The organism is Neobacillus camarae (assembly GCF_054950115.1).
Genome location: NZ_JBUCKX010000001.1, coordinates 954,421 through 979,335, shown reverse-complemented (window position 1 = coordinate 979,335; position 24,915 = coordinate 954,421). Strand labels below are relative to the sequence as shown.

The window sequence follows — 24,915 nt, the reverse complement described above, 5'->3', positions numbered from 1 at the left end:
CTATACTCCGCCTTATCATAAATGATTTTCTTATAGCATTTTATTAGTCTCTGTTAAATATGGCTGTTGATTTCCGTTCGAGTCACTCAGAATCCGCTGGCGTGCCGGGGGTCAAGCGGCCGCGGGGTCTTCCCCTGCCCTGTTCCAACGCCTTCCGCTCCAATCAACAAGGGCTTAAAAATCAACTATATCGTTTGACAGAGCGATTTATTAACTAAAGGTTGTGGAAAAGATGATAAAAAAACAGGATGGATTTGAGTCAGAAAAGCTTTTTGTGCTTCCGGAATATGTATTGAGGGATATTTGTAATCAACCGCTTATCCGTCCTTTTTTTGTCACGGATATCGGCTATTTCCCGCATGCAAAATTTCATTATCGTGAGCGTCCGGAAGCTTGCGATACTCATATTCTAATCTATTGTGCAGCTGGAGAAGGGTGGGTCGAAATAAATAAAGAAAAAACCTTTTCTCTAAAAAGCCATATGTTTATTGTCATACCAGCTGGCACTCCCCATCGTTATGGTGCAGATGAACATAATCCGTGGAGCATTTATTGGTTTCATCTAAAAGGTGAGGATGTTTTAGCTTTTATTAATAGTTTTGGGTTAAGTGAAGGACCTTTGCAAATTCCGTTAAGCAACTATGTAAAATTTATCGAGTTATTTGATCAATGTTTCGTATCTCTATCTGACAAGCCCTATTCACTGCTTCATCATATTAAAACTTCACAGACCATGAGATATCTGCTCAGCACACTCGGTTTAGCAAGCATACGTACTGAACAAGAGGAAAGAAAGGATCGTTACTTAGAAAAGACGATTCAGTATATGGCCGATAAGCTTGATGGTTCCCTCAAGCTTTCAGAACTTGCAATGGTTGCTGGATTATCGATTCAACATTTAACTCACCTATTTAAACAAGAAACAGGCTTCCCCCCCATTGATTATTTCCTGCGCATGAAAATCCAACGGGCTGGCCAACTGCTCGACCTTACCGATCATACCGTCAAGGAAATTTCCAGTTCACTGGGCATTGAGGATTCTTATTATTTTTCCAGGCTATTTAAGAAAATCAACGGCTGTTCTCCTACAGAATATCGGAAAAGAAAAAAGGGATAATTCCTTTAATAAGGAAATTATTTCTATATGAAATATGGCAGAGGAATTTTATCCTCTGCCATATGATTCAATCCTCAGTTTATTTAAGATTGTCTACTGCTGCTCTTTCAATCGCCAGTCCCTTGGTGTAACGCTTCATAAATTGTTCAAAGCCGTCCACATCCTTAGGGTCAGGATACATCGTCATGCCTGTTTTTTCCGCAAATACTTTCTGGCTTAGATACTCTTCAAGTGTTTCATGATCCGCTTTGTTCATCATATAGGAAGCGAGCAGGGCGATTCCCCATGCTCCCCCATCTCCTGCCGTTTCCATACAGGAAACAGGTACATTCAGCGCAGCAGCCATGATGCTTTGCCCGACACCTTTGGTCTTAAACAACCCGCCATGACCCAAGATTTCATCCAATTTCACTTGTTCTTGTCTCAGAAGAATATCCATGCCGATTTTCAACGCACCCAATGCCGTAAGTAAATGAACACGCATGAAATTCGCCAGGTTGAACCGGCTGTCCGATGTACGGACAAACAATGGCCGGCCTTCTTCGAAACGGGTCATATGTTCACCGGAATGATAGCCATATGCGAGTAAGCCGCCACAATCCGGATCTCCTTGGAGAGCTAAATTATATAGCGTTCCATACAACTTATCCTTGTCCACTTCGATCCCCATGGCCATGGAATATTCTTCAAACAATCCGATCCATGCATTCAAGTCTGTCGAACAGTTATTAGAATGAGCCATGGCGACCAGGTTTCCGGTCGGTGTGGTAACAAGGTCAATCTCGGAATATACTTTGGACAGTTCTTTTTCCAGTACCACCATGGCAAAAACAGAAGTTCCGGCAGAAACATTTCCCGTACGTTTCGCTACGCTGTTTGTTGCGACCATTCCAGTGCCCGCATCACCTTCCGGCGGACAAAGAGGAATACCGGCCTCGAGCTGTCCGTTTACATCCAACAGCTTCGCTCCTTCTTCTGTCAGGAAACCGGCATTCTCACCCGCCGTTAAAACCTCAGGCAGAATATCTTCCAGTTTCCATGGCAGATAATGAGATTCAATCAATTCATTAAATTGTTGTATCATGGTTTGATTATAATTTCTCGTGTTCAAGTCAATGGGAAATACACCGGATGCTTCACCAACTCCCAGCACCTTCTGCCCTGTCAGTTTCCAATGAATGTAACCAGCCAGCGTTGTCTGGAAACGAATGTCATCCATATGTTCCTCCTGATTCAAGATTGCTTGATATAGGTGGGCAATACTCCATCTTTGAGGAATCTGGTAGTTAAATAGTTCAGTCAGTGCAGTTGAAGCTTGTTCGGTTATGTTATTACGCCATGTGCGGAATGGGACTAATAGTTTACCGTCTTTGCCAAACACCATATAGCCATGCATCATCCCACTAAAACCGATGCTTCCTATCCTTTGCAGGTTGACTCCATATTGCTGCTTTACCTCGTTTGCCATCTTTTGATAGCTGTCTTGCACGCCCTTCCATATTTCCTCTAAACTATAGGTCCATACATTGTTCTCATAGCTATTTTCCCAATCATGACTGCCAGATGCGATGGGCACATGATTTTCGTCAATGAGGACGGCTTTAATGCGGGTTGAACCCAGTTCTATGCCAAGTGCTGTTTTGCCACTTTGAATCGTGTTTTTTATATCGAGACTCATGAGGTTTCCTCCAATAAAAGACATTTCCGACTACTCACGCTTGGACAACAATCCATCTTAATTCTTGGCTCTGTTAAATTTGGCTGTTGATTTCCGCTCCAGCCGCTCAAGGAACCCGCGGGCGTGCGCCTTCCGCTCCAATCAACAGAGTAAAAAAAATCAACAGTATCGTTTAACAGAGCCTCTTTTCTTAAAAGATAGGGCTATTATTTCTAATAGCCCTATCTGATTCTATCTGTCTTTGTTTTTAGCGATAAATCAGTTCGTTCCAACGCAATTCATTATTGAAGGCATGGGAATCCGTGCCATTATTAATAACGACCATTTCGATACCGGCCAATTCAGCGAAGTCTCTAAGTTGTTCAATTGTTACCTTATAGGAAAAGACCGTGTGATGGGCACCTCCAGCCTGAATCCAATTTTCTACTGCTTGGCTTAAGGAAGGCTGGGTTTTCCATAATACCCGTGCAACCGGAAGATTTGGCATCTCTTTTTCTGGTTGTATGGCATCCACTTCATTCACAACCAGACGGAAACGATGTCCCAGGTCCACTACCGTTGCATTCAGCGCAGAACCGCCTCTTCCATCGAATACAATTCTCGCGGGATCTTCTTTGCCGCCAATTCCAAGCGGGTGTACTTCAATTCTTGGACGGGTAGCCGAAATGGTTGGGCAAACCTCCAGCATATGGGCTCCAAGCACCATTTCATTGCCAGGTTCAAAATGATAAGTGTAATCTTCCATAAAGGAAGTACCCTCATTGCCGGCAATGATTTTCATCAATCTTGTAAGAGCGGCCGTTTTCCAGTCCCCTTCACCTGCGAATCCGTAGCCTTGTTCCATTAAACGCTGGGCAGCAAGACCTGGAAGCTGCTTCATGCCATGCAAATCTTCAAAAGTGGTGGTGAATGCTGAATAGCCCCCTTCCGTTAAGAACGCTTTCATTCCTAGTTCGATTCTGGCTTGATATCGGATTGCCTCTCTTACCGGGCCTTCTGTCAATCCCTCCGGGGTAATTTCATACCTTTCTTCATATTCAGCCATTAACTGGTCCACTTCTTGATCAGTCACTTCATTCATCCGCTGCACCAAGTCACCTACACCATAACCGTCAACTGACCAGCCAAATTTAATTTGCGCTTCCACCTTATCCCCTTCGGTTACAGCCACTTGGCGCATATTATCACCAAATCGGCAAACCTTTAAGTTTTGGCTTTCCTGGAAAGCCGCCGCTGTCTTCATCCAGCTGCCAATCCGTTCCCTTACTTCAGGATTTTCCCAATGGCCAACCACAACCTTGCGTTTTACTTTCAATCGTGCCGCAATGAAACCATGTTCACGGTCGCCGTGGGCTGCCTGATTTAAATTCATGAAATCCATATCAATTGTCTCCCATGGAATATCACGGTTAAATTGCGTTGCCAGGTGAAGATATGGCTTTTGCAGATGCGTTAAACCGGCAATCCACATCTTGGATGGAGAGAAGGTATGCATCCAAGTAATGATTCCGGCACAATTCTCATCTGAATTCGCTTCCATAATCACTTTACGGATGGCATTAGAATCTTTGACAACCGATTTAAAGACCAATTTATAAGGAACGGAAGAATCATCATCCAAACCGTTTACAATGGTTTTTGAATTTTCTTCCACTTGACGAAGAACATCTTCTCCGTATAATAATTGACTCCCAGTAATAAACCAAAACTCATATGCTTTTGTCGTTAGCATCGTAAATCCCCCTTAGGTAAGTGAAAATATATTCAATAGAATAGTAAATAGTAAACTAGCAATTTATATGGACAAGTTAGCCGGCATCATGCGTTAATATTTTGCTGCTTTTGCCCGTAATAGGCATTAGCTCCATGTTTTCGAAGATAATGTTTGTCTAATAAGAATTGATCAATCGGCTTGATTTGCGGATTTAGCAGGAACGTATTGAAGGCCATTTTGGCCACTTCCTCCAACACCACCGCATTGTGGACCGCTTGGGTGGCATCCTTCCCCCAGCTAAACGGGGCATGCCCTGCCAAAAGGATACCTGGCATCGCCACGGGATCGAGTCCCTCATTTTCAAAGGTTTCAATGATAGCATGGCCTGTTTCAAGTTCATAACCGCGCTCGATTTCTTCCTTTGCCAGCGGCCGGGTACAAGGAATTTCCCCGTAAAAATAATCCGCATGAGTGGTGCCAAGAGCCGGTATCGGACGATGGGCCTGAGCCCAGCTGGTTGCCCATGGTGAGTGGGTATGGACAATACCCCCTATTTGGGGAAAAGCACGATAGAGGGCAAGATGTGTCGGCGTATCGGAGGAAGGCCTTAATAAACCTTCGACCATTTCACCATTCAAGTTCACTACAACGAGATCTTCCATTTTTAATTCTTCATAGGGGACTCCGCTTGGTTTAATAACCACCAAGCCTTTCTCGCGGTCGATACCGCTTACATTTCCCCATGTAAAGGTGACCAATCCATGTTTGGGAAGCTGAAGATTCGCCTCCCAAACCTCTTTTTTCAACTGTTCTAACACACTCGTTTCCTCCTTTTTGCAAGAAACTCTTTGATCGTACTTTTCTTCAATTCTTAGCGCTTAATATAAGATTTTCATACACTCATTAGTTATCCTTACAACTTCTTAAGTCTTTCAACTTGTACGGATAACCTCAATGTAAAGTTTACCATCTATTTATTTTTTTTCAATGGACTTTTTATTACAAATCTAATTGTTTTGATAAACAACCCGTTGATTGACACATCACAGGACATTTCGTTGCTATCCACAGATTAGGCTTATGAAAATGGTGTTGTACGTATAAGTGAAAAATATTGCCACTTTATTAAGTGGACATGCACACATTTTCTTCTTTTTGGGACAAGTACCGTTGCTATGAATTCCAATTTACATAGAATGGCATTAGTTAAAGAGGAAAGGGGGGAAACTAACAATGGCATGTTTAAATCAAACCCGATCCGTGACAGTTTGTGCGACGTTTCAGTTCAATGTAAACACTGGAGCGGTTACAACTACTGTTAACTGTGGTGCTTGTACGGGCCCTGCATTTGAATTCAACCCTGCAACAGGTGTGGTCACTATTCGCAGAACCTTAACTTATAACTTTGACATAGACATTCAAAACAATCTCACAGCAACATGTACACTTACAAGCGTCACATCGACTTAGTTTAGTCTCAGCAATAACCCACTAATAAAAAATCAGGGAGATAGAATATCTATCTCCCTGATTTCTATCAATTTCTCCATCCCTTTATAGAGTGTGTAGTCATCGACATTTTTGAAGTCGCCCTCTTCTTCCGATCCGCAAGTCGCCATAAAACATTTAAAAGCAACGGCTCCCTCATTGGCCAGTTCTTCTAACTGGTCAATATTACCGGGAACAAGCCCGCCGTAAAGGGCATAGTCGACAAAAGTCTTGTCTTTAGCCGCTTCCAGCTTTAATTGAAGGGCTTTTTATTGGTTGTGGCAGGCAGGGCATTTAAAGGCATATCAATAAATGTGGTAGTTCCCCCTGCAGCCAACGCTTTCGTTCCCGTTTCAAAACCTTCCCAATTAGTGCGGCCTGGTTCTGAAATATGTACATGAGCATCAACCATTCCAGGCATAACATACTGGTTCATGGCATCGACAATTTTTAGTGCCTTTTCATGGATACAATCTGCAATTTTTGCAATCTTGCCGTCCTTCACCGCAATATCCGCCTGAACAACAGAATCTTCCAATACAACATTCCCATTCTGGATAATTAAATCGAACATTTTACAGTATGAGCTCCTCACTTTTGTTCATGGTCTATAGAAATGATAAGCAATACTACAATCTTTGAAATAAGGTTTATCATAGCAAAAGAAGTATATTTTAGACAATTACGATTCTTCCAAAAAGGAATGTCTTTCTTATTTAAGTTAAACAAAAACGCTGTGGCTCACTTTTAATCACAAAAGTAATCCACAGCGTTCTAAGTTTAAGCCGGATGATTGGCCCTTTTTCTGGCCCTCAAGAATTTGACGATGTTTAACACAATGGTTTTTGAAACAGCGTAGGTTGGGACTCCCAAGACCATTCCGAGTATGCCTGCCAAGTTTCCTGCCGCAAGTAAAATGATGATAATCGTTGCGGGATGTGTATCCAAGGTTTTTCCGAGAATCATTGGAGACAATAGATTTCCTTCAATTTGCTGGGCAATCAAGATGACGACGACAACGAGCAGCGCTTTTGTCGGCGAATCAAAAAGGGCAATCAGCACTGCCGGCGCACCGCCCAAAAATGGACCTACATATGGAATGATATTGGTGAGAGCCACAATGAGTGCAAGGACTAGCGCATAAGGCATATCAATAATCAAATAGCCGATAAACGATAATGTCCCTACCGCCAAAGCAACGGTCACTTGGCCTTGGATATAAGCGGAAAGTGTTTCCCCTGTTTCTTTTAAAATCGAAAGTCCTTCCTCCCTATACTCGGAAGGGATAAACTTGCTGACGGCTAACGGAAACTTCTTTCCATCCTTGAACATGTAAAAAAGCAAAAAGGGAACCGTGACAAGAATGACCGCAATGTTTGTGATGACACCAATGATATTTCCCAGGCCACGGGTAATATTGTCCGGCAGGGTATTGGCAAACTTTATCAGCCTTTGTTGGACCGTTTCAATTAAATCACTTTGCTGGGTCATGATTCGTTTGAACTCTGACGATTTTGACAAATCATTAACAAAACCTCTGGTTTTTTCCACATAGACTGGTATATCGTTCGCTAGTGCCGTGATTTGCTTCGTTATAGCTGGCACGAGGTTACCGATAGCCAGGACCAGAATCCCGGCGAATACTACGTATATAATCAATATCGCTACGATCCGCGGAATCTTGCGCCGTTCCAGGAAATTCACGATTGGATTCAGCATAAAAAACAGGAAACCAGTAATCAGAATTGGAAAAAAGATGGTAGAGAAAAAGATGCCAATCGGTTTAAATAAAAACGATATCTTACTTGAAACAAAAATGATTGATACCATTAATAAAATTTGAATCAGCCAATACTGCAATTTTGACTTTGCCAAGACATGTACCTCGTATTCTATGTATTTTTATAGTAAAAGTATATCAAACCCACTGATTCAGGTACAATCATTTCCTAAGGTTTTCCATCACCTTGAATTAGTCTATCATAGAAAAAAGCGACCCAATCAGGCCGCTTTTGCTATGATAGACTAACAAATTATTTACTTAACGCACTAACTGCATTGATTAAGCCATTTCCTGAATAGGCATCATAACCTGGTTTAAATACATCTTCAGCTGATGTTAAAATCTTTTGTTTTACTTGGGCCGGTGACAAGACATCTTTTCCGTATTTAGCGATAATGACACCCGCTAATGCTGCGGTTTTTGGCGCTGCCATCGAAGTGCCCCCATACCAAGCATAGCCATGCCCAGTAAGGACGCCATTTGCATCATACACTGGGACTGAGCTTAAACATAAGTAAGTACTGTCTCTGCCAGCTCCAGTCGCAGGATCATAATTCGGGCCTAAATCGCCGCCTGGCGCCATGACATCAATTTTTCCAACTCCATAATTGGAATAAAAAGTGAGATTCTTGTCTTTTCCGCCTGCAGAAACACGAATCATGGTTTGACTGCTAGGGCTGCGATGGACAGAACCAGGATCACTGCCGGAAAGCTGGCCTGGGCTGGTAATATTCACACCGTCATTACCTGCAGAACCCACTACTGTAACACCCTTTTTAATGGCATATTGAATGGCCCGATTAAATAGGCGGACATCGGCCACGACATCTTTTGTTGCATAAGCCGGATCCTGGAACCAGTCATAGCCGCCAAGTGACATATTCACGACATCCACATTATCATCCGCAGCCGTCATTAACGCTTCCGCAATATGACTAGTTTCCGCTCCGCCTGTCGGACCAAACACACGATAGGCAGCAACCTTTAAGTCCGGCCCAACACCGAGAATTCTCCCTTTGCCGGCAATTGATCCAGCCACATGGGTACCATGCCCATCCTGGTCAAACGCGTCAGGGTAGCCTGGTACAAACGATTTACCATAAGCGTAATTGCCCTTAATATCGGGATGATTGTAATCAATACCTGTATCAATGACAGCAACAACGATTGGATCACCGGAAACCGGTTTTCCCGTACCGCCTGGAAGATTCCAAGATGCTCCATTTTTGGTTACCTGCTTGATATCCCACTGGTATTGATTATAAAGAGTGGCACCTGCTGTTAAATCATCCATTGCAGCTGATTCTTGGAATGCAGGTTTCTCAGGATACAACGTATTTTCAATTCCAGCCTCCAAAACAAGACCAGATTTATTGACAGTGGTCAAAAAGTCCGGATTCGTGGAACTAACCTCTACAGCTCCCAATTTCTCTAGCTTGCCTTGGATTTTCCCCCCTGCATCTTTAATGAGTTTTTCATAGCCTGCTGGCAATTGGGATTGGTCGTTAAAAATCACTATGTAGCTTTTGTTTATCGGTGCAGCACTACTTTTTACGGCACCGCCACTAAAGGCTAGCGATGCACCCAGAATGAGTGCCATTGCCCCTCCAAATACCTTCTTTTTCGTCCCCATAACCTGTCCCCTTTCTTTTGTCTTAATGTTCATTATATTTAAAATAGCCAGTCCGTTAAATCATACTTCTTCCTCATCTTTCGGACACAAATTGACCATGCCCGACAATTACCTGTTTTTATTTCTAAATACTCATTTTTAGTCATCCGAACAATGCAAAAAGCCCTCCCATTTCTAATGAGAGAGCTTCATAAAAAACTTACAATTATAGAGCGGAAACCCCGCCGAACGTTCATGATTTTTATACTCTAGCAAGCAATGGACGATTGTTCTGCCATGTTACCCTGACAGGGATTCCGAAATATTCGCTAAGCCGTTCATCGTTGAGCAAGTCACTTGTTTCCCCCGACGCAATGACTTGTCCCTGTTTTAACAAGAGAGTTTTATTGAATTCCGGTAATATTTCCTCTACATGATGCGTTACATAAATGATGGATGGCGGAACTGGCTGCTTCATAACGCTTGAAATGGATTCGAGCAGTTTTTCGCGGGCAATAAAATCCAGGCCGTTTGTGGGCTCATCGAGAATAAGAAGGGCCGGGTCGGCCATTAACGCCCTTGCAATCAGCACGCGTTGCTTCTCCCCTTGGGACAATGTTTCATAGTTTTGGTTGGCATACTCAATACAACCCAAGTCTTCAAGCAGCCTTACAGCTTTTTGCCGCATTTCGTCTGTGGGGACTTCGTATAGGCCTATGGATGCAAAGGCGCCGCTTAAAACCACTTCAAAGGCATTGTCTCCCGAATGAAGTTTGGCTTGAAGCGAGGAAGAAACGAACCCTATTTTCCTGCGGAGTTTTTCACCCAGATAAGTTTTCCCGAATTCCATTTCCAACACCGATACTTTTCCCTTAGTTGGAAAGTAGTAGGCATTCAGCAAATTTAAAATCGCCGTCTTGCCAGAACCGTTTAAACCGAACAGCACCCAGTGTTCGCCCGGTTGGATTGTCCAATGAATATCCTGTAAAATAAATTTCCCATTTCTCACTAAAGAGACGTTTTCTAGATGTACAATCATACGCTTCTCCCTTACTCATTTTGATAGTATCATTTTATTATCGTATCAAAATTTTCAGAAAATACAAGTGATTAACAGGCGTTTAAGAGAACCTAAAAAGAGGCCCTTTCTACTCGCAGGCCTCTGATTATACTTCGATTTAGATTTCAAACACTTGTGGATTAATCAAGTTAGGCGGCCTGTTCCCCTGCAAACCGTTCACTAGATTTTCCACTGCGAGCATCGCCATCTTTAATCTTGTTTCATGGGTGGCCGAACCAATATGCGGGACCGCCACTACGTTATCCATTTTCAACAGCTTATTATCCGGGCTAACAGGTTCCTGCTCGAACACATCGAGTCCCGCTCCCGCTATTTCCCTTTGTTCAAGCGCACGGATAAGCGCCTGTTCATCAACGGTTGCTCCTCGGGATGCATTGATAAAAAAGGCAGTGTTTTTCATTAGTTTAAATTCCTTTTCCCCGATAAGCTTCACGGTTTGCGGGGTCAGCGGGGTCATCAGGCAAACAAAATCAGAGCGTTGGCATAGCTCTTCAAGGGAACAATAGGCAGCATTTACCGTTTGCTCTGCCTCTACATGACGGGAGCGATTATGATAAAGAATAGGCATATCAAACCCAAAATGAGCCCTTTTGGCGATGCTCGTACCAATTCCCCCCATTCCGATAATCCCGAGCGTTTTATGATGAACGTCCGATCCATAAAGATTGACACCGTCTTCCCCCTTCCAGCGTCCTGCCTTTACATAATTGTCCAATTCCGATATTCTCCTTGAAGCGGCTAGGATTAAACCCATTACCGTGTCAGCCACTGTTTCATTCAGAACCCCAGGCGTGTTGGTCGCCATGACGTTTCTTTTGGTCATTTCCGGAATATTGAAATTATCATACCCAACCGAAATATTGCTGACAATCTTTAAATGGGGCGCTTGGTCCAATAACTCTGAATCTATTTTTAAACCTGCTGTCAGCAATCCATGCGCCTCTTGCAATTCCTTATAAAAGCGTGGTAGATTTTCGGCATCCAGCTTGGCAAAATTGATTACTTCAAAGGATTCCTCGAGAAAATCCACCACTTTTTGACTGACCTTATTATAAGCGATTACCACTTTTGGTTTCATGTGCACCACAGCCTTTCGTCAATTTTCAACCATTTCAATAGTCGCTATGTACAAATTCTATTTTATAGCTGTCCTCTCGATAAATCAGCCATTTTTCCAAAAATAATTTTTTGATTATTTTCACTTTAGTTCCCTAAAGTGAGAAAAATGTGGTACTATTCTAATAAATAAAAATTGGGAGTGTTATCTCATGAATCAACTCGTTCACCGTGCATATAACTTTAACGCCGGTCCATCTGCCCTACCCCTTCCTGTTTTGGAAAAAGCCCAACAGGAGCTGATTGACTTCCGTGGTACCGGCATGTCCGTGATGGAACTTAGTCACCGCAGCGCTGCCTATGACGAAGTACATAATCAAGCCATCGCACTGCTAAAAGAATTGTTGTCAATTCCAGAGAATTATGAGGTACTGTTTGTGCAGGGCGGTGCTAGTCTTCAGTTTTCGATGGTTCCGATGAATTTCCTTAAACCGGGACAAAATGCAGGGTATATTATGACAGGTTCATGGTCAGAAAAGGCCTTTGCAGAAGCGAAATTATTCGGAAACCCTTATCACGCTGCCAGCACGAAAGAAGGAAACTATCGCCGCATCCCTTCTCTGGATGAACTGCAATACAACCAGGATGATGCTTTCATCCATTTAACATCCAATAATACGATATATGGTACAGAGTGGCACGATTTCCCTGATACAGGGGACGTTCCGTTGGTGGCCGACATGTCCAGCGATATTTTTTCCAAACCATTTGACGTCAGCAAATTTTCGTTAATTTATGCCGGAGCCCAAAAAAACCTTGGCCCTTCCGGAGTAACCGTTGTGATTATTCGTAAGGACTTGTTGGAGAAGGCGAATACCAATATTCCAACGATGTTAAAGTACAGCACTTTCTCGAAAAACAACTCCTTATATAATACTCCACCTACTTTTGGCATTTATATGCTTGGCGAAGTGTTAAACTGGGCTAAAAGCATTGGTGGAATTGACGAGATTGCCAGAAGAAACGAAGAGAAAGCCAAGCTCATCTATGATGTGATTGACCAAAGCAATGGGTATTTCATTGGTCATGCGGAAAAAGACAGCCGTTCCCTTATGAATATTACATTCCGTTTAAAGGATGAGGAATTAGAGAAGAAGTTCTTAGCCGAAGCGAAAAAAGAAGGGTTTATCGGAGTCAACGGCCACCGGTCTGTCGGCGGATGCCGCGCTTCCACCTACAATGCCGTGCCATATGAAGCATGCAAAGCGTTCAGCGATTTCATGCTTCAATTCCAACGTGTAAATGGATAAAATGGATTTTGTTAAAACAGCCAAGTCTCCTGAAGAGACTTGGCTGTTTTCCTATTTGGTTTCAATTGCTTTCCCAAGAGCGAGTCCCACTTGATTAAAAAGCAACATCAGAACTGCCCCTATCGGAATGCTCCACCAAATCATTTTCCAATCAATGAAATGCCCACTGAGCAAGAAATGAAAAAAATAAATCGAGAAAGGGATCACCAAGATGATGGATGTCACCACACCCGGGGTGTACTTTTTGAAGAGCAGGCACTGTCCAATATGGGTAAAAGAGTGGATAAACAAAATCGTGACAACGGATAGAATCCCCAAGAAGGTCCAACCCTCTCCGTGACCATAGCTGGCCAAGAAGGTGACTTGCAATATCCCGATATATTCCACTAAAACGGCAACTGAAAATCCTGCTGTTCCATGCGGAAACACACGATTGATGTAAGGATGAAACCTTTTAGGAACCACTTTTAGTACGTCCTTTTCATTTTTCTTTAGCCAGCCCTCCACAGTAATGATTTCCTCGAAATCATGCAAAATAAATACGCTGGCCACCAACCAAATAAGCACTGTGATTGTCATTTTATTCTCCTCCTTTTTTGAGTATTTACTCAATTTTATTTTAAAAAAAGAAAGGCATAGCAGCCTTAACCAAGTTATCTAGCGTTCAATCCTTTCAAAAGTATGTCTACTGTTTCTTTAATGAAATCATCATGTTCAGCCATTGAGGAGTTTTTCATTCTGTCTCCCAAAAGCCCATAAGTCATGAGGCTGGAAAGAAACATCGATGCTGCTGTTTCTATTCTTGTACGGCCTATTTCCCGATCAATGGAATGGTTTAGGAGCCTAGCCGCCTGATGAGTCATGGTCTCAATAAGGCTGGAAACCTCTTCACTAACCTCCCGATTTTGGGTCATTTCAGGCGACCAAATAAAGGAAAGAAAAGATTTATTTTGCGATAAAAAGTTAAGGTACAGATGACCAAATTGTATTAACGCTTCATTAGGTTCCTTTTCATTAATTGGTTGGATTTCTTTTTTTATCGATTCGATAAAGGAAAATTGACGCGTCAACTCCTTTAAAAGTCCATTTTTATCTTTAAAGTAATAGAATAGTAATCCTTCTGCAACCCCGCTCCTGCCTGCAATTTCTTTTGTGGTAGTGGCACTAAAACCTTTTTCGCTGAATAGCTCTAGTGCGGCTTGCAGAATTTTCTCTTTCTTCGCTGTCACAAGGCCAACTCCTGGTTCATTTTTGAGTGTATACTCAAATTATATGCGGTTCCCATAAAATGTCAAGTTCGTTTTTAAAAAGCCCATATAAGCGAGATTATGTCCTTTTTCTTTTCTTGGCTATCCTTCTATACAATCGGTACCCTTTTCTAATCCCGTCCACCACAAAGAAAGGAATGGGTGGGTGATACTTATAAATCAATGGCCGGTACACCTTATAATACGCTTTTTTTAGGTCATCCCACTTTTTGTCATGTCCTTGCTTGTAAAAATCTGAAACATCCACGATATAGCCTCTGCCCTTATGCACAACCACATTTTTGCCATGAACATCATATGGATTAAGACCTTTGGTGCGGGCGTATTCCAATCCTTGATCAACGTCCTTAATCACGTTCTCCGGAATCTGCTGACCTTTTATCACGGCATCGAATAAAGTGATACCGGGTATCATTTTTAAGACAAGATAATGGTCACCATGGGTATATAGGAAAGAGAAAGCCGGATGGCTGCCCAACTTTTTATATACTTCGATTTCCTTGTAAATTTCTTCGTGGTTTCTCCCGTATACCTTCACCACATAGTCCGGATAGGAGGGATGGGCAAAGACTCCCGCGTAATTGCCCTTTCCAATGGTTTTCCAATGGTTGGATTGGTTTCTTACCTGGATGGGTTCAAAAGGGTTTTCTGTTGATAAATGAATGTGAGGCAGTAATTCTTGCTCGATTAGTTTGATAAACTGGTCCATTTGCAAATGCACACCTTCGTTATGATAACTAGTAAAATAGTAGCCGATGTTTTTTTTAAAAAAGTCAAGTTTCTCGTCCGAACGTACCTTTTCCTCAAATTATGGCTGTTCTTTGAAATTTAACTCTTTATTATTCTACCTTCTGATTATAAACTATTTAATAAGATATCAATTGAAAAAGGTGATCGTATGCATTTCCCTACTTTAGAAACAGAGAGGCTGAAACTAATTGAACTCACCCACCGGCATGTTGACAGTATTTTTGAAATCCTATCATTTGAACAAGTAACGCAATATTATGGTACGGAACGATTTGTCTTGCAGGCAGAGGCAGCAAAATTGATTGATATGTTCCGCAAAAATTATGTAGAAAAACGTGGGATCCGCTGGGGAATCAAACTGAAAGAAAATCAAAGGATTATCGGTTCTCTAGGCCTTAATGCACTTCAATTAAAAAATAAACGGGCTGAGATTGGCTACGAACTGCATCCCGCCTATTGGCGAAATGGATATACTTCCGAGGCAATTGAAAAGGTATTGCGATATAGTTTTGAAGAACTCGATTTATATCGAATCGGTGCAGTTGTCTATCCTGAAAATATCCCCTCCCTTCATTTACTGCAAAAATTAGGGTTTACTAAGGAAGGCTTGTTGAGGGGCTATTTCAAACAACAGGATCAATTTCACGATACCTATGTTTTATCGTTATTAAAACCTGAATGGGAACGAAGAGGATGACTCAAGAGGTTCAACTTCGACCTGAGCCATCCCGGCTTCCTTACTCTTCAAAATAATCCTTAAATTCTTTTAAATTTTTGGTTTCTCCTTCTTCATAGTAAGGATTTTCTTCTGTCGGTTCTTTAGGGTCTAAATTGGTTTTAATGACTAACATCGGGCTGGATGGACGATCTGCAATCATTCTGTCCGTTAGTTCATGAAAATCAGGCAGTTTTTTATTACCAGGCTGTTTTGGTTCCACATTCACACCTCCTGGTATTTAGGTTGCTGATTTCAACTTTAATTCATTCATTTGCCAGGCTAGCCCTAAATTGCAGAAGAAAAAAACTAGGAAGTAAATACCTCCTAGTTCATTTTATTCTTCTTCCCCGCCGACTAAGAAATCGGGATTCAATTCCTCAAATTCTTCGTCGTCGACATCCATGCCCCAATCTTCTTCATCGTCTTTGCAGCCGTCTGGATTAATGCGGACACAAACTTTTGTTTCTCCAATTACCTCCACAAGGAATTCCCTTTCCACGTGGACGATAATCCGATTGCCGTTCGGGGAGATGACTGCTTCTGTGCAATTAGGCTGTTGCAGTACACGTGCAACAATTTCATTGTCATCGAGGCAATCCTGGTCACGATACTTTAACTTTATAACATCGGTATATTGGACACGTTCGGTAACTACTTCCGTTTTGGTGTTTTCGTTATAGGAATACCAAACGTTGATGTCATAGGAGCCATGTATCTCTACGGTTTTGCCAACTTTTTTTGCGCTGTATTTATGGTTGATAATCCAGCACCCAAGAATACTTGTTGGATTATGCGCCGGGCTTATTGTATGATTGGACTGGGTAAATTTACGTCCTTTCGCTACTACGGCCTTGGTTATTATCTCTCTGTATTCTCCCATTTCGCGCGTACCCTCCTCATTTCTAATTCAATTCATCCTATGCGAATGTCTAGACTAGTGTGATATCTAATCTTTAATTCCTGGATAAATGTTAATTCATGATTCATAGTATGCTTAAAATTTAGGTATGTGCCTTATCAGAGTTTAATTACACCAGCCTAATCCACAAAAAAAAGGCTATTTCCACAGTGGGAAACAGCCTCATTCTTAATGATTGTGATGATGGTCATCGTGATCGCAGGCTCCAGAGCCATTTTGTAAACTGGCACCCGTTTCTCCGCGCAACAGGTCACCGCCTGTTGAAGTTATAATCTCATCTGTTACGGTATTGGATATGGTTGAAGCAATGATTTGAAGCAATTCATTCACTTCAAGCTGGGATTGCTTAAATTCTTGCACCACTGGGATATCATCTAATTCCTGTTCAATGGAAGCAATTTTTTCCTCTACTTTTTTCAAGGCTTCATGTTTTCCATAATGTTGAAGGTTTACCGCTTGTTTTTGTAATCCTTTAATGTCAGCGATTAATGTGCGGACTTTGGGATTATCATGAATATGTGCTTCAGCACGCTTAAAAAAGTCCACTTCGTCCGTTCCTGAAATCATGCGGGCCAATTGCCGCGCTGATGCGACAATATCATCTTTTGTATACTTCGCCACTTATTTCACCTCTACTGGTTGTAATTCTTCCACCATTTCCCCGTTTAACGACCATGTTTTTGCTTCTGTAATTTTCACCTTGACAATTTTGCCAATTGCTGTTTTCGGGCCTTTGAAGTTTACCAGTTTGCTCTTACTGGTATAACCAGCTAAAACATCCGGGTTATTTTTGCTTTCCCCTTCAACCAAAACTTCCACAATTTGACCCTTATATTTTTTCAATGCTTCGGCAGAAAGTTCATTAACAAGGCTATTTAAGCGCTGCAGGCGGTCTTTTTTCACTTGCAAAGGCACATTGTCCACCATTTTGGCTGCCGGTGTGCCTTCCCTTGGCGAGTAGATAAACGTATAGGCGGATTCGTAACCCACTTCACGGTATAGTGACATGGTTTCTTCAAATTGTTCTTCTGTTTCGTTTGGATATCCGACAATAATATCCGTTGTTAAGGCCACATCCGGAATGGCCGCTTTGATTTTCCTTACAAGCTCTAAATATTGTTCTCTTGTATACTTACGTGCCATTATTTTTAATACATCGGTAGAACCGGATTGGACTGGAAGATGAATATGATTCATCAAATTGCCGCCCTTAGCAAGAACTTCAATTAAATGATCGTCAAAATCACGCGGATGACTCGTCGTAAAACGAATTCTTGGAATATCGATTTTACGCAATTCATCCATTAAGTCGCCAAGTCCATATTTAAGATCCTCAAAGTCTTTCCCGTAGGCATTCACGTTTTGCCCTAGAAGAGTAACTTCCTGATAACCTTGTGCTGCAAGATGACGAACTTCTTGTATGATCTCATCCGGACGGCGGCTCCGCTCTTTACCGCGTGTAAATGGCACGATACAATACGTACAGAATTTATCACAGCCATACATAATGTTTACCCATGCCTTAATATTGCCGCGCCGTACCTTCGGTAAATTCTCGATGACATCGCCTTCTTTGGACCATACCTCAACGACCATCTCTTTTGACAAATAGGCTTCATTAAGGATGTGTGGCAAACGGTGAATATTATGCGTACCGAAAATCATATCGACATGATGGTAGGTTTTTAATATTTTATTGACTACGGATTCTTCTTGTGACATACAGCCGCAAACGCCCAGCAACAGATCCGGATTTTCCATTTTTAATGATTTAAGGTGACCAAGCTCACCAAATACCTTGTTTTCGGCATTTTCCCGAATGGCGCAAGTATTGAGAAGGATAACATTAGCGTCCTCTGTGCTGTCCGTTGCCTCGTATCCGAGAGCTTCGAAAATACCTGCCATTACTTCTGTATCATGCTCGTTCATTTGGCAGCCATAAGTGCGGATGTAAAACTTACGTCCTTCCCCCATCCCTCTGAATTCCTCTGGGATCGAAAAATCATGGTGATATTGAACTTCTTCTTTGCCGCGTTTCTTTGCATCTTTTAATGAAGGTGCGGTAATGACTCTTTCAAAATACTTGCTGTAATCCTTCTCGGATTTTTTGTCCGAAGAATTTGCAGCAGCTTGCCCTTCTAATCGTTGTTTTTCATTCATTTAGTTAACTCCTTTCCAACTATGTTCTAAAGTCGTAAAATCATATTATTTTTTCTTAGGTAATAAAGCTTTTTGCTTTATCTGCACATTATTATAGTATAAAGGTTTTACCGACTTGAAAACAATAGAAATTAAAAGGGCTGGACAGGTACAGATCCCTATTCACATCAAGGCTTTGAAACAAAAAATCCCAGGATAATCCTGGGAGTTTTTTTCATATTATTATACAAATTCTGCAACTAATTTATCAAAATAGGCTTGGTCAAGAGAAAGGTCGGCTTGTGTCAACGGAGCCTCGGAGTAGCCGTGCACCAATTCTTGATAAGATTTCTGCTCGGTGTTTTGATAAATAAGACCAGTTAATAAGCCTTTGTGCTTCATTAATGTTTGCATAGCCAATTCACGATTGCTAGGGTCGTAACCTTCAACATCGCTTAATTTTGTAAGGTTTTCTTTAAACCAGTCATATGTGTTGACCTTGTTGTACGTTACACAAGGACTGAACACGTTGATTAAAGAAAATCCTTCATGCTTAATTCCAGCTTCAATTAAAGCAGTCAGATCTTTTAAATCTGTTGAGAAGCTTTGCGCTACGAATGTTGCACCTGCAGTCAGTGCCAATTCCATTGGTGAAATGGCTTGTTCAATGGAACCAGCCGGTGTAGATTTTGTTTTAAATCCTGCTGCTGAACGTGGAGAAGTTTGGCCTTTCGTTAAACCATAAATTTGGTTATCCATAACGATATAAGTAATATTAATATTACGGCGAATCGCATGAACCGTATGTCCCATACCGATGGCAAAACCGTCACCGTCACCGCCTGAAGCGATAACCGTTAGATCACGATTAGCCATTTTGACACCTTGTGCAATTGGAAGGGAACGGCCATGGATTCCGTGGAAACCGTAAGAATTAATATAACCGGAAATACGTCCAGAACAGCCGATACCTGAAATGACCGCTAAATTTTCTGGTTCTAAACCAACGTTTGCAGCAGCACGTTGAATTGCCGCTTGTACAGAGAAGTCACCACAGCCAGGGCACCAGTTCGGTTTCACATCGTTTCGAAAGTCTTTAAAAGTGGCCATTTAGAACAACTCCTTACATTTTGTATAGACTTCATGAGGTAAGAATGGATTACCATCATATTTTGTATGATTAACGATTTTATCAGCATGTCCTACATTCATTTTAAGGATATTTGCTAATTGTCCAGTTGCATTGTTCTCCAACACAACAACCTTTTTGGCTGCTTGAACAAGCGGAAGAACTTCTTCAGCAGGGAATGGATGAATTAAACGAATATGAGCGTGGTTTACTTTCAACCCATCTTGTTCAAGACGGCTCGTCGCTTCTTCAATTACCCCACGAGTAGAGTTAAATCCAACAAATAATACATCAGGACTTTCGTGTTTCACATTTTTATAAACAGGGGTGTTAAAACGAATATTATTAAGTTTGCGCATCCGCTTATCCATTTGAGCTTGACGATTGGCTGTTGTTTCAGAAGGTTTACCAGTCTCAGCGTGTTCTACACCGGTTACATGGTGAATACCATTTTTCATACCAGGAATAACACGTGGTGAAACGCCATCTTCTGTTACCTCATAACGCTTGAAATAACCTTTAGCGCCAATGTCAGGCAGCTCACCTGTTACCAGCTTGCCGCGTCTAATTTCTACTTTTGAGAAATCAAGCGGTTCCACTGTCTGCTTGCCTAGTGATAATTGAAGGTCTGATAACACAATGACCGGACATTGATATTCTTCCGCAAGGTTAAAGGCTTCCGCAGTATCATAGAAGGCCTCTTCAACAGTACTTGGTGCCATAACGATTTTTGGAATCTCACCGTGTGTACCATAAATCATGGCCATTAGATCGGATTGTTCCTGTTTAGTTGGAAGACCAGTTGATGGACCACCACGCTGTGTATCGACGATAACAAGCGGAGTTTCCGTCATGCCTGATAAACCAATAGCTTCCATTTTCAAAGAAAGTCCAGGTCCGGCAGATGCGGTAATGGTACGAACACCGGCATAGTTGGCTCCAATAGCCATTGTTGCTGCAGCAATTTCGTCTTCCGTTTGGATAACCGTTCCCCCAAGATCCGGAAGCTTTTTAATCAAATATTCCATAATTTCTGAAGCTGGTGTAATTGGGTAGGCAGCCATGAATCGGCATCCTCCGGCAATCGCCCCAAGTGCAATCGCGTCGTTCCCGATCATAAACATCCGCTTTTTGCCATCCGCTTTTTCCAAATGCATTGGCTGGATTCCAGAATCAAGATTTGACTTCATATTGTCAAAGCCTGCTTGGATCGCATCCATATTTTTAGCTACAACCTGGTCGCCTTTTTTGCCGAAGATTTCACGAACTACTTCTTCGAACACGTGAATGTCCAAATCAAGAACAGCGGCAGTTGCTCCGATGGCAACCATGTTCTTCATTAATGATGTGCCAAGTTCAGTTGCAATTTCTGTAAATGGTACCGCATACATCGATGCTTGTGCATCTTCTGGCTTAACTGGGTTAAATTTGGAATCTGCTAGGATTAATCCTTGGCTATGAAGCTCTTTGTAATTTAAATCGATAGTTTCTTGGTCAAACGCCACCAGGATATCAAGATCATCCGAAATCGAACGGACCTGTGTTGTGCTTACCCGTATTTTATTATTGGTGTGTCCGCCTTTAATACGTGATGAAAAGTGACGATATCCATACAAGTAATATCCAAGGCGATTCAATGCAATAGCAAAGATCTCCCCAGTACTTTCTATACCTTCCCCTTGTTGTCCGCCAACTTTCCACGAAAGTTGATTGATCATGTCTTACACCCCTTTGGATATGTAAAAAGTTAATTGAATCATGATAAGTGTAGTACATTCCATAATTAATCACTAGAATTATGGCTTTTCCAAAAAGTCAAAAAACTAGATTAATGGATGGGTACTAAACGCTTTCAATTCTAGACCTATGGACAGAAAATTGCAACCCTTTCACACAAAATATTGTCTAAAATATGAATATTTTTTTATTATTTAAAAATCGAGCTTTTTCCACAACTAAATCAAGCCGAAAATTCATGAAAAACTGTTTATTTTTGTCAAAATTAAAGCGTTTTCTTCCAATTATCCCAGATTGATTGGATATATATAATACCTTTTTTCCTTTATTCCAGTATAATAATTTTATATTTCTAGTATTCTTGTTTCGTCTAAAATATACATAAAATGGCAAATAACACAAAAACACCTGCTTGTATTAAACAACCAGGTTCGAAAGTGTATTTCCTTTTGCCGCGATGGATGTCTGGACCGTTTTTTATCGCGGTTCTACAATTAATTTTATAGCTGTGCGTTCTTCTCCGTCGATCAGGATGTCGGTAAACGCAGGGATACAGATTAAATCCACTCCGCTAGGCGCTACAAATCCTCGAGCAATAGCTACTGCCTTTACGGCTTGATTTAATGCACCCGCTCCAATTGCCTGTATTTCTGCTGCACCTCTTTCACGCAGAACCCCGGCAAGTGCACCAGCTACAGAATTAGGATTAGATTTTGCTGAAACCTTTAATATTTCCATTCCTAGCTCCTCCTCGTTAAATCCCGATTCCGCATGAGCAGTTTCATGAACTAATCAGGTATGAACACTTCCACTGCTACTATATTCGGTGTGTAAATAACATATTCCGGCTTGGACAAAAAAATCCAAAACAAAAGCCCTAGATTCATAAAAAAAGAGCAAAGATTGTCTTTGCCCTTAAGAGTAAAACGGATGATCCTCATTAATCTGTATTGGTTCAATTTTTTTTGCCAGACCCGTTTTTTGATCCAATTCAATACTAACGGCACTTAATTGGGTTCTCCCGTCCTTGGTCACCTCAAACCGGGAGGGCAGGTTTGTGAGAAACCGTTTTAATACCGCTTCCTTTTCTACCCCAAGAATGCCGTCGTAGGGCCCTGTCATCCCAACGTCTGTCAGATAAGCTGTCCCTCCCGGCAAAATCCTATGGTCTGCTGTTTGGACATGTGTATGGGTCCCCACCACAGCTGAGACTCTTCCATCCAGATACCATCCAAGCGCCTGCTTTTCACTGGTTACTTCTGCATGAAAGTCGACAAAAATAAACGGTGTCCTTGCTCTTGCTTCCGCAACAAGTTCATCTGCTTTTCGGAATGGGTCATCGATAGGGTTCATGAAAGTCCTGCCTTGTAAATTGATAATTGCCACTTCTAATAGATTAAGCTTTAAAAAGATGATCCCTTGACCAGGATTGTCTTTTGGAAAATTAGCTGGCCTTACCAAGTATTTAGCATCGTTTATAAATTCAAAGATTTCACGATTATCCCATGCGTGATTACCGAGTGTTACAGCCTGTGCACCTTGCTCTAAAAATTGCCGATAAATTTTTTCGGTAATACCCTTTCCACCAGCTGCGTTTTCACCATTAATAATGGTTATATGAGGACGGTATTTTTCTTTTAATTTTGGCAGGTATTCTTTTACCATGTCCCTGCCAGGAGAGCCGACGACATCGCCGATAAATAGTAAATTCATGTTAAAAACCTTCCGAATAAATATTATTAATTAAAGTTTCCCACTGGAACAAACAAAAAATCCCTTTGATTGGGAAATGTTTCAGGGCCAAAAGAAAAGCGGTGCATTTGCACCGCTTATTTGGCGTATTCCACAGCCCTTGTTTCACGGATAACCGTTACTTTAATATGGCCTGGATAGTCAAGTTCTTCTTCAATCCGTTTTCGTATATCTCGAGCCAATCGATGTGCCTGCAGGTCATCGACAGCATCCGGTCTTACCATTATGCGAATTTCTCGTCCAGCTTGAATAGCAAAGGATTTTTCAACACCCTCAAAGGATTCAGAAATCTCCTCCAACTTTTCAAGACGGCGAATATAGTTCTCAAGTGTTTCACTGCGTGCACCTGGCCGGGCAGCTGACAGCGCATCTGCTGCTGCAACTAAAACGGCAATAATCGACGTTGGTTCAGTATCACCATGGTGAGAAGCAATACTGTTGATGACCACCGGATGTTCCTTGTATTTCGTAGCCAGTTCCACTCCGATTTCCACATGGCTTCCTTCCACCTCATGGTCAATCGCTTTCCCGATGTCATGAAGAAGTCCAGCCCGCCGTGCCAATGTTTCATCCTGACCCAGCTCAGCTGCAAGCAAACCGGACAATTGAGCCACTTCCATCGAGTGTTTTAATACATTCTGACCGTAGCTGGTCCGGAATTTTAATCGGCCCAGAATTTTAATGAGATCTGGGTGGAGTCCGTGCACACCCACTTCAAAGGTGGTTTGCTCTCCCACTTCACGAATGTATTCATCTACTTCGCGACGGGATTTTTCTACCATTTCTTCGATACGGGCAGGGTGAATCCGTCCATCTTGTACCAGCTTTTCTAGTGCTAAACGGGCGGTTTCCCGACGAATCGGATCAAAACCTGATAGTATGACTGCTTCCGGTGTATCATCGATAATTAAATCAATACCCGTTAATGTCTCAAGCGTACGAATGTTACGTCCTTCACGGCCTATGATCCGGCCTTTCATTTCATCGTTTGGAAGGTTAACAACCGAGACGGTCGTTTCCGCAACATGGTCGGCCGCGCAACGTTGGATGGCTAAGGAAAGGATTTCTTTCGCTTTTTTGTCAGCTTCTTCTTTCGCACGATTTTCGCTTTCTTTAATCATTACAGCCGTTTCATAGGATAGTTCATTTTCTGTACGGTCCAGAATGATTGATCTTGCTTCCTCACGGGTCAACCCCGAAATTCGTTCGAGTTCTGTCTGTTGTGCACGTACCAACTCGTCCACTTTGCTTTCCATCTCTTCAATATGCTGTTGTCTTTGGTTTAGAGAATCATCCTTTTTTTCTAGAAGAATTTCACGTTTGTTTAACGTTTCATCCTTCCGGTCTAAATTCTCTTCTCTTTGCAGTAAACGGTTTTCTTGTTTTTGCAGTTCATTTCTTCGTTCGCGAACCTCACGTTCTGCTTCTGTACGAAGCTTGTGAATTTCGTCCTTTGCCTCAAGCAGCGCTTCCTTTTTTAATGTGTCAGCATCACGCTTTGCATCTTCTAGAATTTGCTCTGCGGCATTTTTTGCCCCTGCAATCTTTGCTTCGGCAATGGATTTACGAATAAAATAGCCAACAACGGCACCGACGATAAGGCCAAGCAAAATGGAGATGATGAGTAAGATTGGTTCCATCGTTACACCTCCTCTTGCTATGAA

At 41.9% G+C, this 24,915-nt stretch carries 24 protein-coding genes; 4 read left to right on the top strand and 20 right to left on the bottom strand.

What is annotated here, in order from left to right; translation table 11 throughout:
• Window positions 1–232: 232 nt before the first annotated feature.
• On the top strand, window positions 233–1,117 hold the full coding sequence (locus ACY8D0_RS04740; RefSeq protein WP_462409326.1) for an AraC family transcriptional regulator: 885 nt from the start codon (window positions 233–235) through the stop codon (window positions 1,115–1,117).
• A gap of 79 nt (window positions 1,118–1,196) precedes the next feature.
• Here ACY8D0_RS04740 and ACY8D0_RS04735 read toward each other — a convergent pair whose 3' ends face one another.
• The 3 genes from ACY8D0_RS04735 to araD all read right to left on the bottom strand — a co-directional run bounded on the left by ACY8D0_RS04735 (window position 1,197) and on the right by araD (window position 5,327).
• On the bottom strand, window positions 1,197–2,795 hold the full coding sequence (locus ACY8D0_RS04735) for a xylulokinase (protein WP_462409325.1): 1,599 nt from the start codon (window positions 2,793–2,795) through the stop codon (window positions 1,197–1,199).
• 247 nt (window positions 2,796–3,042) lie between these two features.
• Complete coding sequence (gene araA / locus ACY8D0_RS04730; protein ID WP_462409324.1) at window positions 3,043–4,527, bottom strand: L-arabinose isomerase; 1,485 nt, start codon at window positions 4,525–4,527, stop codon at window positions 3,043–3,045.
• Window positions 4,528–4,613: 86 nt separating this feature from the next.
• Window positions 4,614–5,327, bottom strand: a complete 714-nt coding sequence (gene araD / locus ACY8D0_RS04725) for an L-ribulose-5-phosphate 4-epimerase (RefSeq protein WP_462409323.1) — start codon at window positions 5,325–5,327, stop codon at window positions 4,614–4,616.
• 415 nt (window positions 5,328–5,742) lie between these two features.
• On the opposite strand from araD, the gene ACY8D0_RS04720 reads away from it, so the two are divergent.
• The gene (locus ACY8D0_RS04720; protein WP_462409322.1) at window positions 5,743–5,979 is read left to right on the top strand and encodes a hypothetical protein; all 237 of its coding nucleotides are present in this window, start codon (window positions 5,743–5,745) and stop codon (window positions 5,977–5,979) included.
• 271 nt (window positions 5,980–6,250) lie between these two features.
• On the opposite strand, the gene ACY8D0_RS04715 is transcribed toward ACY8D0_RS04720, so the two are convergent.
• The 5 genes from ACY8D0_RS04715 to ACY8D0_RS04695 all read right to left on the bottom strand — a co-directional run bounded on the left by ACY8D0_RS04715 (window position 6,251) and on the right by ACY8D0_RS04695 (window position 11,551).
• Window positions 6,251–6,571: an amidohydrolase family protein gene (locus tag ACY8D0_RS04715; RefSeq protein ID WP_462409321.1), complete on the bottom strand. Its 321-nt coding sequence runs from the start codon at window positions 6,569–6,571 to the stop codon at window positions 6,251–6,253.
• Window positions 6,572–6,777: 206 nt separating this feature from the next.
• Window positions 6,778–7,872 (bottom strand): AI-2E family transporter, encoded by a 1,095-nt coding sequence (locus ACY8D0_RS04710; protein WP_462409320.1) that lies wholly within the window; start codon window positions 7,870–7,872, stop codon window positions 6,778–6,780.
• Window positions 7,873–8,030: 158 nt separating this feature from the next.
• Window positions 8,031–9,413, bottom strand: a complete 1,383-nt coding sequence (locus tag ACY8D0_RS04705; RefSeq protein WP_462409319.1) for a S8 family serine peptidase — start codon at window positions 9,411–9,413, stop codon at window positions 8,031–8,033.
• Between the two features lie 241 nt (window positions 9,414–9,654).
• Complete coding sequence (locus ACY8D0_RS04700; RefSeq protein WP_462409318.1) at window positions 9,655–10,431, bottom strand: ABC transporter ATP-binding protein; 777 nt, start codon at window positions 10,429–10,431, stop codon at window positions 9,655–9,657.
• A 139-nt stretch (window positions 10,432–10,570) separates the two neighbouring features.
• Complete coding sequence (locus ACY8D0_RS04695; protein ID WP_462409317.1) at window positions 10,571–11,551, bottom strand: 2-hydroxyacid dehydrogenase; 981 nt, start codon at window positions 11,549–11,551, stop codon at window positions 10,571–10,573.
• A 190-nt stretch (window positions 11,552–11,741) separates the two neighbouring features.
• Between ACY8D0_RS04695 and serC the strand changes: the two genes are divergently transcribed.
• Entirely contained in the window at window positions 11,742–12,839 is a 1,098-nt protein-coding gene (serC, locus tag ACY8D0_RS04690; RefSeq protein ID WP_462409316.1) for a 3-phosphoserine/phosphohydroxythreonine transaminase, read from the top strand.
• A 51-nt stretch (window positions 12,840–12,890) separates the two neighbouring features.
• On the opposite strand, the gene ACY8D0_RS04685 is transcribed toward serC, so the two are convergent.
• The 3 genes from ACY8D0_RS04685 to ACY8D0_RS04675 all read right to left on the bottom strand — a co-directional run bounded on the left by ACY8D0_RS04685 (window position 12,891) and on the right by ACY8D0_RS04675 (window position 14,816).
• Window positions 12,891–13,418 carry an HXXEE domain-containing protein gene (locus tag ACY8D0_RS04685; protein ID WP_462409315.1) on the bottom strand — a complete coding sequence of 176 codons (528 nt, stop codon included), beginning with the start codon at window positions 13,416–13,418 and terminating at the stop codon, window positions 12,891–12,893.
• A 74-nt stretch (window positions 13,419–13,492) separates the two neighbouring features.
• The gene (locus tag ACY8D0_RS04680) at window positions 13,493–14,068 is read right to left on the bottom strand and encodes a TetR/AcrR family transcriptional regulator (RefSeq protein ID WP_462409314.1); all 576 of its coding nucleotides are present in this window, start codon (window positions 14,066–14,068) and stop codon (window positions 13,493–13,495) included.
• Window positions 14,069–14,165: 97 nt separating this feature from the next.
• Window positions 14,166–14,816: a protein kinase family protein gene (locus ACY8D0_RS04675; RefSeq protein ID WP_462409313.1), complete on the bottom strand. Its 651-nt coding sequence runs from the start codon at window positions 14,814–14,816 to the stop codon at window positions 14,166–14,168.
• 189 nt (window positions 14,817–15,005) lie between these two features.
• On the opposite strand from ACY8D0_RS04675, the gene ACY8D0_RS04670 reads away from it, so the two are divergent.
• Window positions 15,006–15,554, top strand: a complete 549-nt coding sequence (locus ACY8D0_RS04670) for a GNAT family N-acetyltransferase (RefSeq protein ID WP_462409312.1) — start codon at window positions 15,006–15,008, stop codon at window positions 15,552–15,554.
• A 40-nt stretch (window positions 15,555–15,594) separates the two neighbouring features.
• Here the strand turns inward: ACY8D0_RS04670 and ACY8D0_RS04665 are convergent, their stop codons facing one another.
• The 9 genes from ACY8D0_RS04665 to rny all read right to left on the bottom strand — a co-directional run bounded on the left by ACY8D0_RS04665 (window position 15,595) and on the right by rny (window position 24,891).
• On the bottom strand, window positions 15,595–15,795 hold the full coding sequence (locus tag ACY8D0_RS04665) for a hypothetical protein (RefSeq protein ID WP_462409311.1): 201 nt from the start codon (window positions 15,793–15,795) through the stop codon (window positions 15,595–15,597).
• 114 nt (window positions 15,796–15,909) lie between these two features.
• Window positions 15,910–16,455 (bottom strand): outer spore coat protein CotE, encoded by a 546-nt coding sequence (locus ACY8D0_RS04660; RefSeq protein ID WP_462409310.1) that lies wholly within the window; start codon window positions 16,453–16,455, stop codon window positions 15,910–15,912.
• A 207-nt stretch (window positions 16,456–16,662) separates the two neighbouring features.
• Window positions 16,663–17,115 carry a YlbF/YmcA family competence regulator gene (locus ACY8D0_RS04655; protein ID WP_462409309.1) on the bottom strand — a complete coding sequence of 151 codons (453 nt, stop codon included), beginning with the start codon at window positions 17,113–17,115 and terminating at the stop codon, window positions 16,663–16,665.
• Complete coding sequence (gene miaB / locus ACY8D0_RS04650) at window positions 17,116–18,654, bottom strand: tRNA (N6-isopentenyl adenosine(37)-C2)-methylthiotransferase MiaB (RefSeq protein WP_462409308.1); 1,539 nt, start codon at window positions 18,652–18,654, stop codon at window positions 17,116–17,118. It lies immediately after the preceding gene.
• 222 nt (window positions 18,655–18,876) lie between these two features.
• Window positions 18,877–19,743 (bottom strand): 2-oxoacid:ferredoxin oxidoreductase subunit beta, encoded by an 867-nt coding sequence (locus tag ACY8D0_RS04645; protein WP_462409307.1) that lies wholly within the window; start codon window positions 19,741–19,743, stop codon window positions 18,877–18,879.
• A complete protein-coding gene (locus tag ACY8D0_RS04640; RefSeq protein WP_462409306.1) occupies window positions 19,744–21,480 on the bottom strand; it encodes a 2-oxoacid:acceptor oxidoreductase subunit alpha in 1,737 nt (578 codons plus the stop codon).
• 496 nt (window positions 21,481–21,976) lie between these two features.
• Window positions 21,977–22,237, bottom strand: a complete 261-nt coding sequence (spoVS, locus tag ACY8D0_RS04635) for a stage V sporulation protein SpoVS (RefSeq protein WP_003211281.1) — start codon at window positions 22,235–22,237, stop codon at window positions 21,977–21,979.
• A gap of 177 nt (window positions 22,238–22,414) precedes the next feature.
• Window positions 22,415–23,212 (bottom strand): TIGR00282 family metallophosphoesterase, encoded by a 798-nt coding sequence (locus ACY8D0_RS04630; RefSeq protein ID WP_462409305.1) that lies wholly within the window; start codon window positions 23,210–23,212, stop codon window positions 22,415–22,417.
• A gap of 116 nt (window positions 23,213–23,328) precedes the next feature.
• Window positions 23,329–24,891 (bottom strand): ribonuclease Y, encoded by a 1,563-nt coding sequence (rny, locus tag ACY8D0_RS04625; protein WP_462409304.1) that lies wholly within the window; start codon window positions 24,889–24,891, stop codon window positions 23,329–23,331.
• Window positions 24,892–24,915: the final 24 nt, after the last annotated feature.

Bases quoted from the DNA above. Each gene is read 5' to 3' on its own strand.
- ACY8D0_RS04675 (WP_462409313.1), bottom strand. From the start codon at position 14,816: ATGGACCAGTTTATCAAACTAATCGAGCAAGAATTACTGCCTCACATT.
- ACY8D0_RS04740 (WP_462409326.1), top strand. From the start codon at position 233: ATGATAAAAAAACAGGATGGATTTGAGTCAGAAAAGCTTTTTGTGCTT.
- spoVS (WP_003211281.1), bottom strand. From the start codon at position 22,237: ATGGAAATATTAAAGGTTTCAGCAAAATCTAATCCTAATTCTGTAGCT.
- ACY8D0_RS04695 (WP_462409317.1), bottom strand. From the start codon at position 11,551: ATGAAACCAAAAGTGGTAATCGCTTATAATAAGGTCAGTCAAAAAGTG.
- serC (WP_462409316.1), top strand. From the start codon at position 11,742: ATGAATCAACTCGTTCACCGTGCATATAACTTTAACGCCGGTCCATCT.
- ACY8D0_RS04630 (WP_462409305.1), bottom strand. From the start codon at position 23,212: ATGAATTTACTATTTATCGGCGATGTCGTCGGCTCTCCTGGCAGGGAC.
- rny (WP_462409304.1), bottom strand. From the start codon at position 24,891: ATGGAACCAATCTTACTCATCATCTCCATTTTGCTTGGCCTTATCGTC.
- ACY8D0_RS04700 (WP_462409318.1), bottom strand. From the start codon at position 10,431: ATGATTGTACATCTAGAAAACGTCTCTTTAGTGAGAAATGGGAAATTT.
- ACY8D0_RS04685 (WP_462409315.1), bottom strand. From the start codon at position 13,418: ATGACAATCACAGTGCTTATTTGGTTGGTGGCCAGCGTATTTATTTTG.
- ACY8D0_RS04660 (WP_462409310.1), bottom strand. From the start codon at position 16,455: ATGGGAGAATACAGAGAGATAATAACCAAGGCCGTAGTAGCGAAAGGA.
- ACY8D0_RS04640 (WP_462409306.1), bottom strand. From the start codon at position 21,480: ATGATCAATCAACTTTCGTGGAAAGTTGGCGGACAACAAGGGGAAGGT.
- ACY8D0_RS04645 (WP_462409307.1), bottom strand. From the start codon at position 19,743: ATGGCCACTTTTAAAGACTTTCGAAACGATGTGAAACCGAACTGGTGC.
- araA (WP_462409324.1), bottom strand. From the start codon at position 4,527: ATGCTAACGACAAAAGCATATGAGTTTTGGTTTATTACTGGGAGTCAA.
- ACY8D0_RS04705 (WP_462409319.1), bottom strand. From the start codon at position 9,413: ATGGGGACGAAAAAGAAGGTATTTGGAGGGGCAATGGCACTCATTCTG.
- ACY8D0_RS04735 (WP_462409325.1), bottom strand. From the start codon at position 2,795: ATGAGTCTCGATATAAAAAACACGATTCAAAGTGGCAAAACAGCACTT.
- ACY8D0_RS04720 (WP_462409322.1), top strand. From the start codon at position 5,743: ATGGCATGTTTAAATCAAACCCGATCCGTGACAGTTTGTGCGACGTTT.
- ACY8D0_RS04670 (WP_462409312.1), top strand. From the start codon at position 15,006: ATGCATTTCCCTACTTTAGAAACAGAGAGGCTGAAACTAATTGAACTC.
- miaB (WP_462409308.1), bottom strand. From the start codon at position 18,654: ATGAATGAAAAACAACGATTAGAAGGGCAAGCTGCTGCAAATTCTTCG.
- ACY8D0_RS04715 (WP_462409321.1), bottom strand. From the start codon at position 6,571: ATGTTCGATTTAATTATCCAGAATGGGAATGTTGTATTGGAAGATTCT.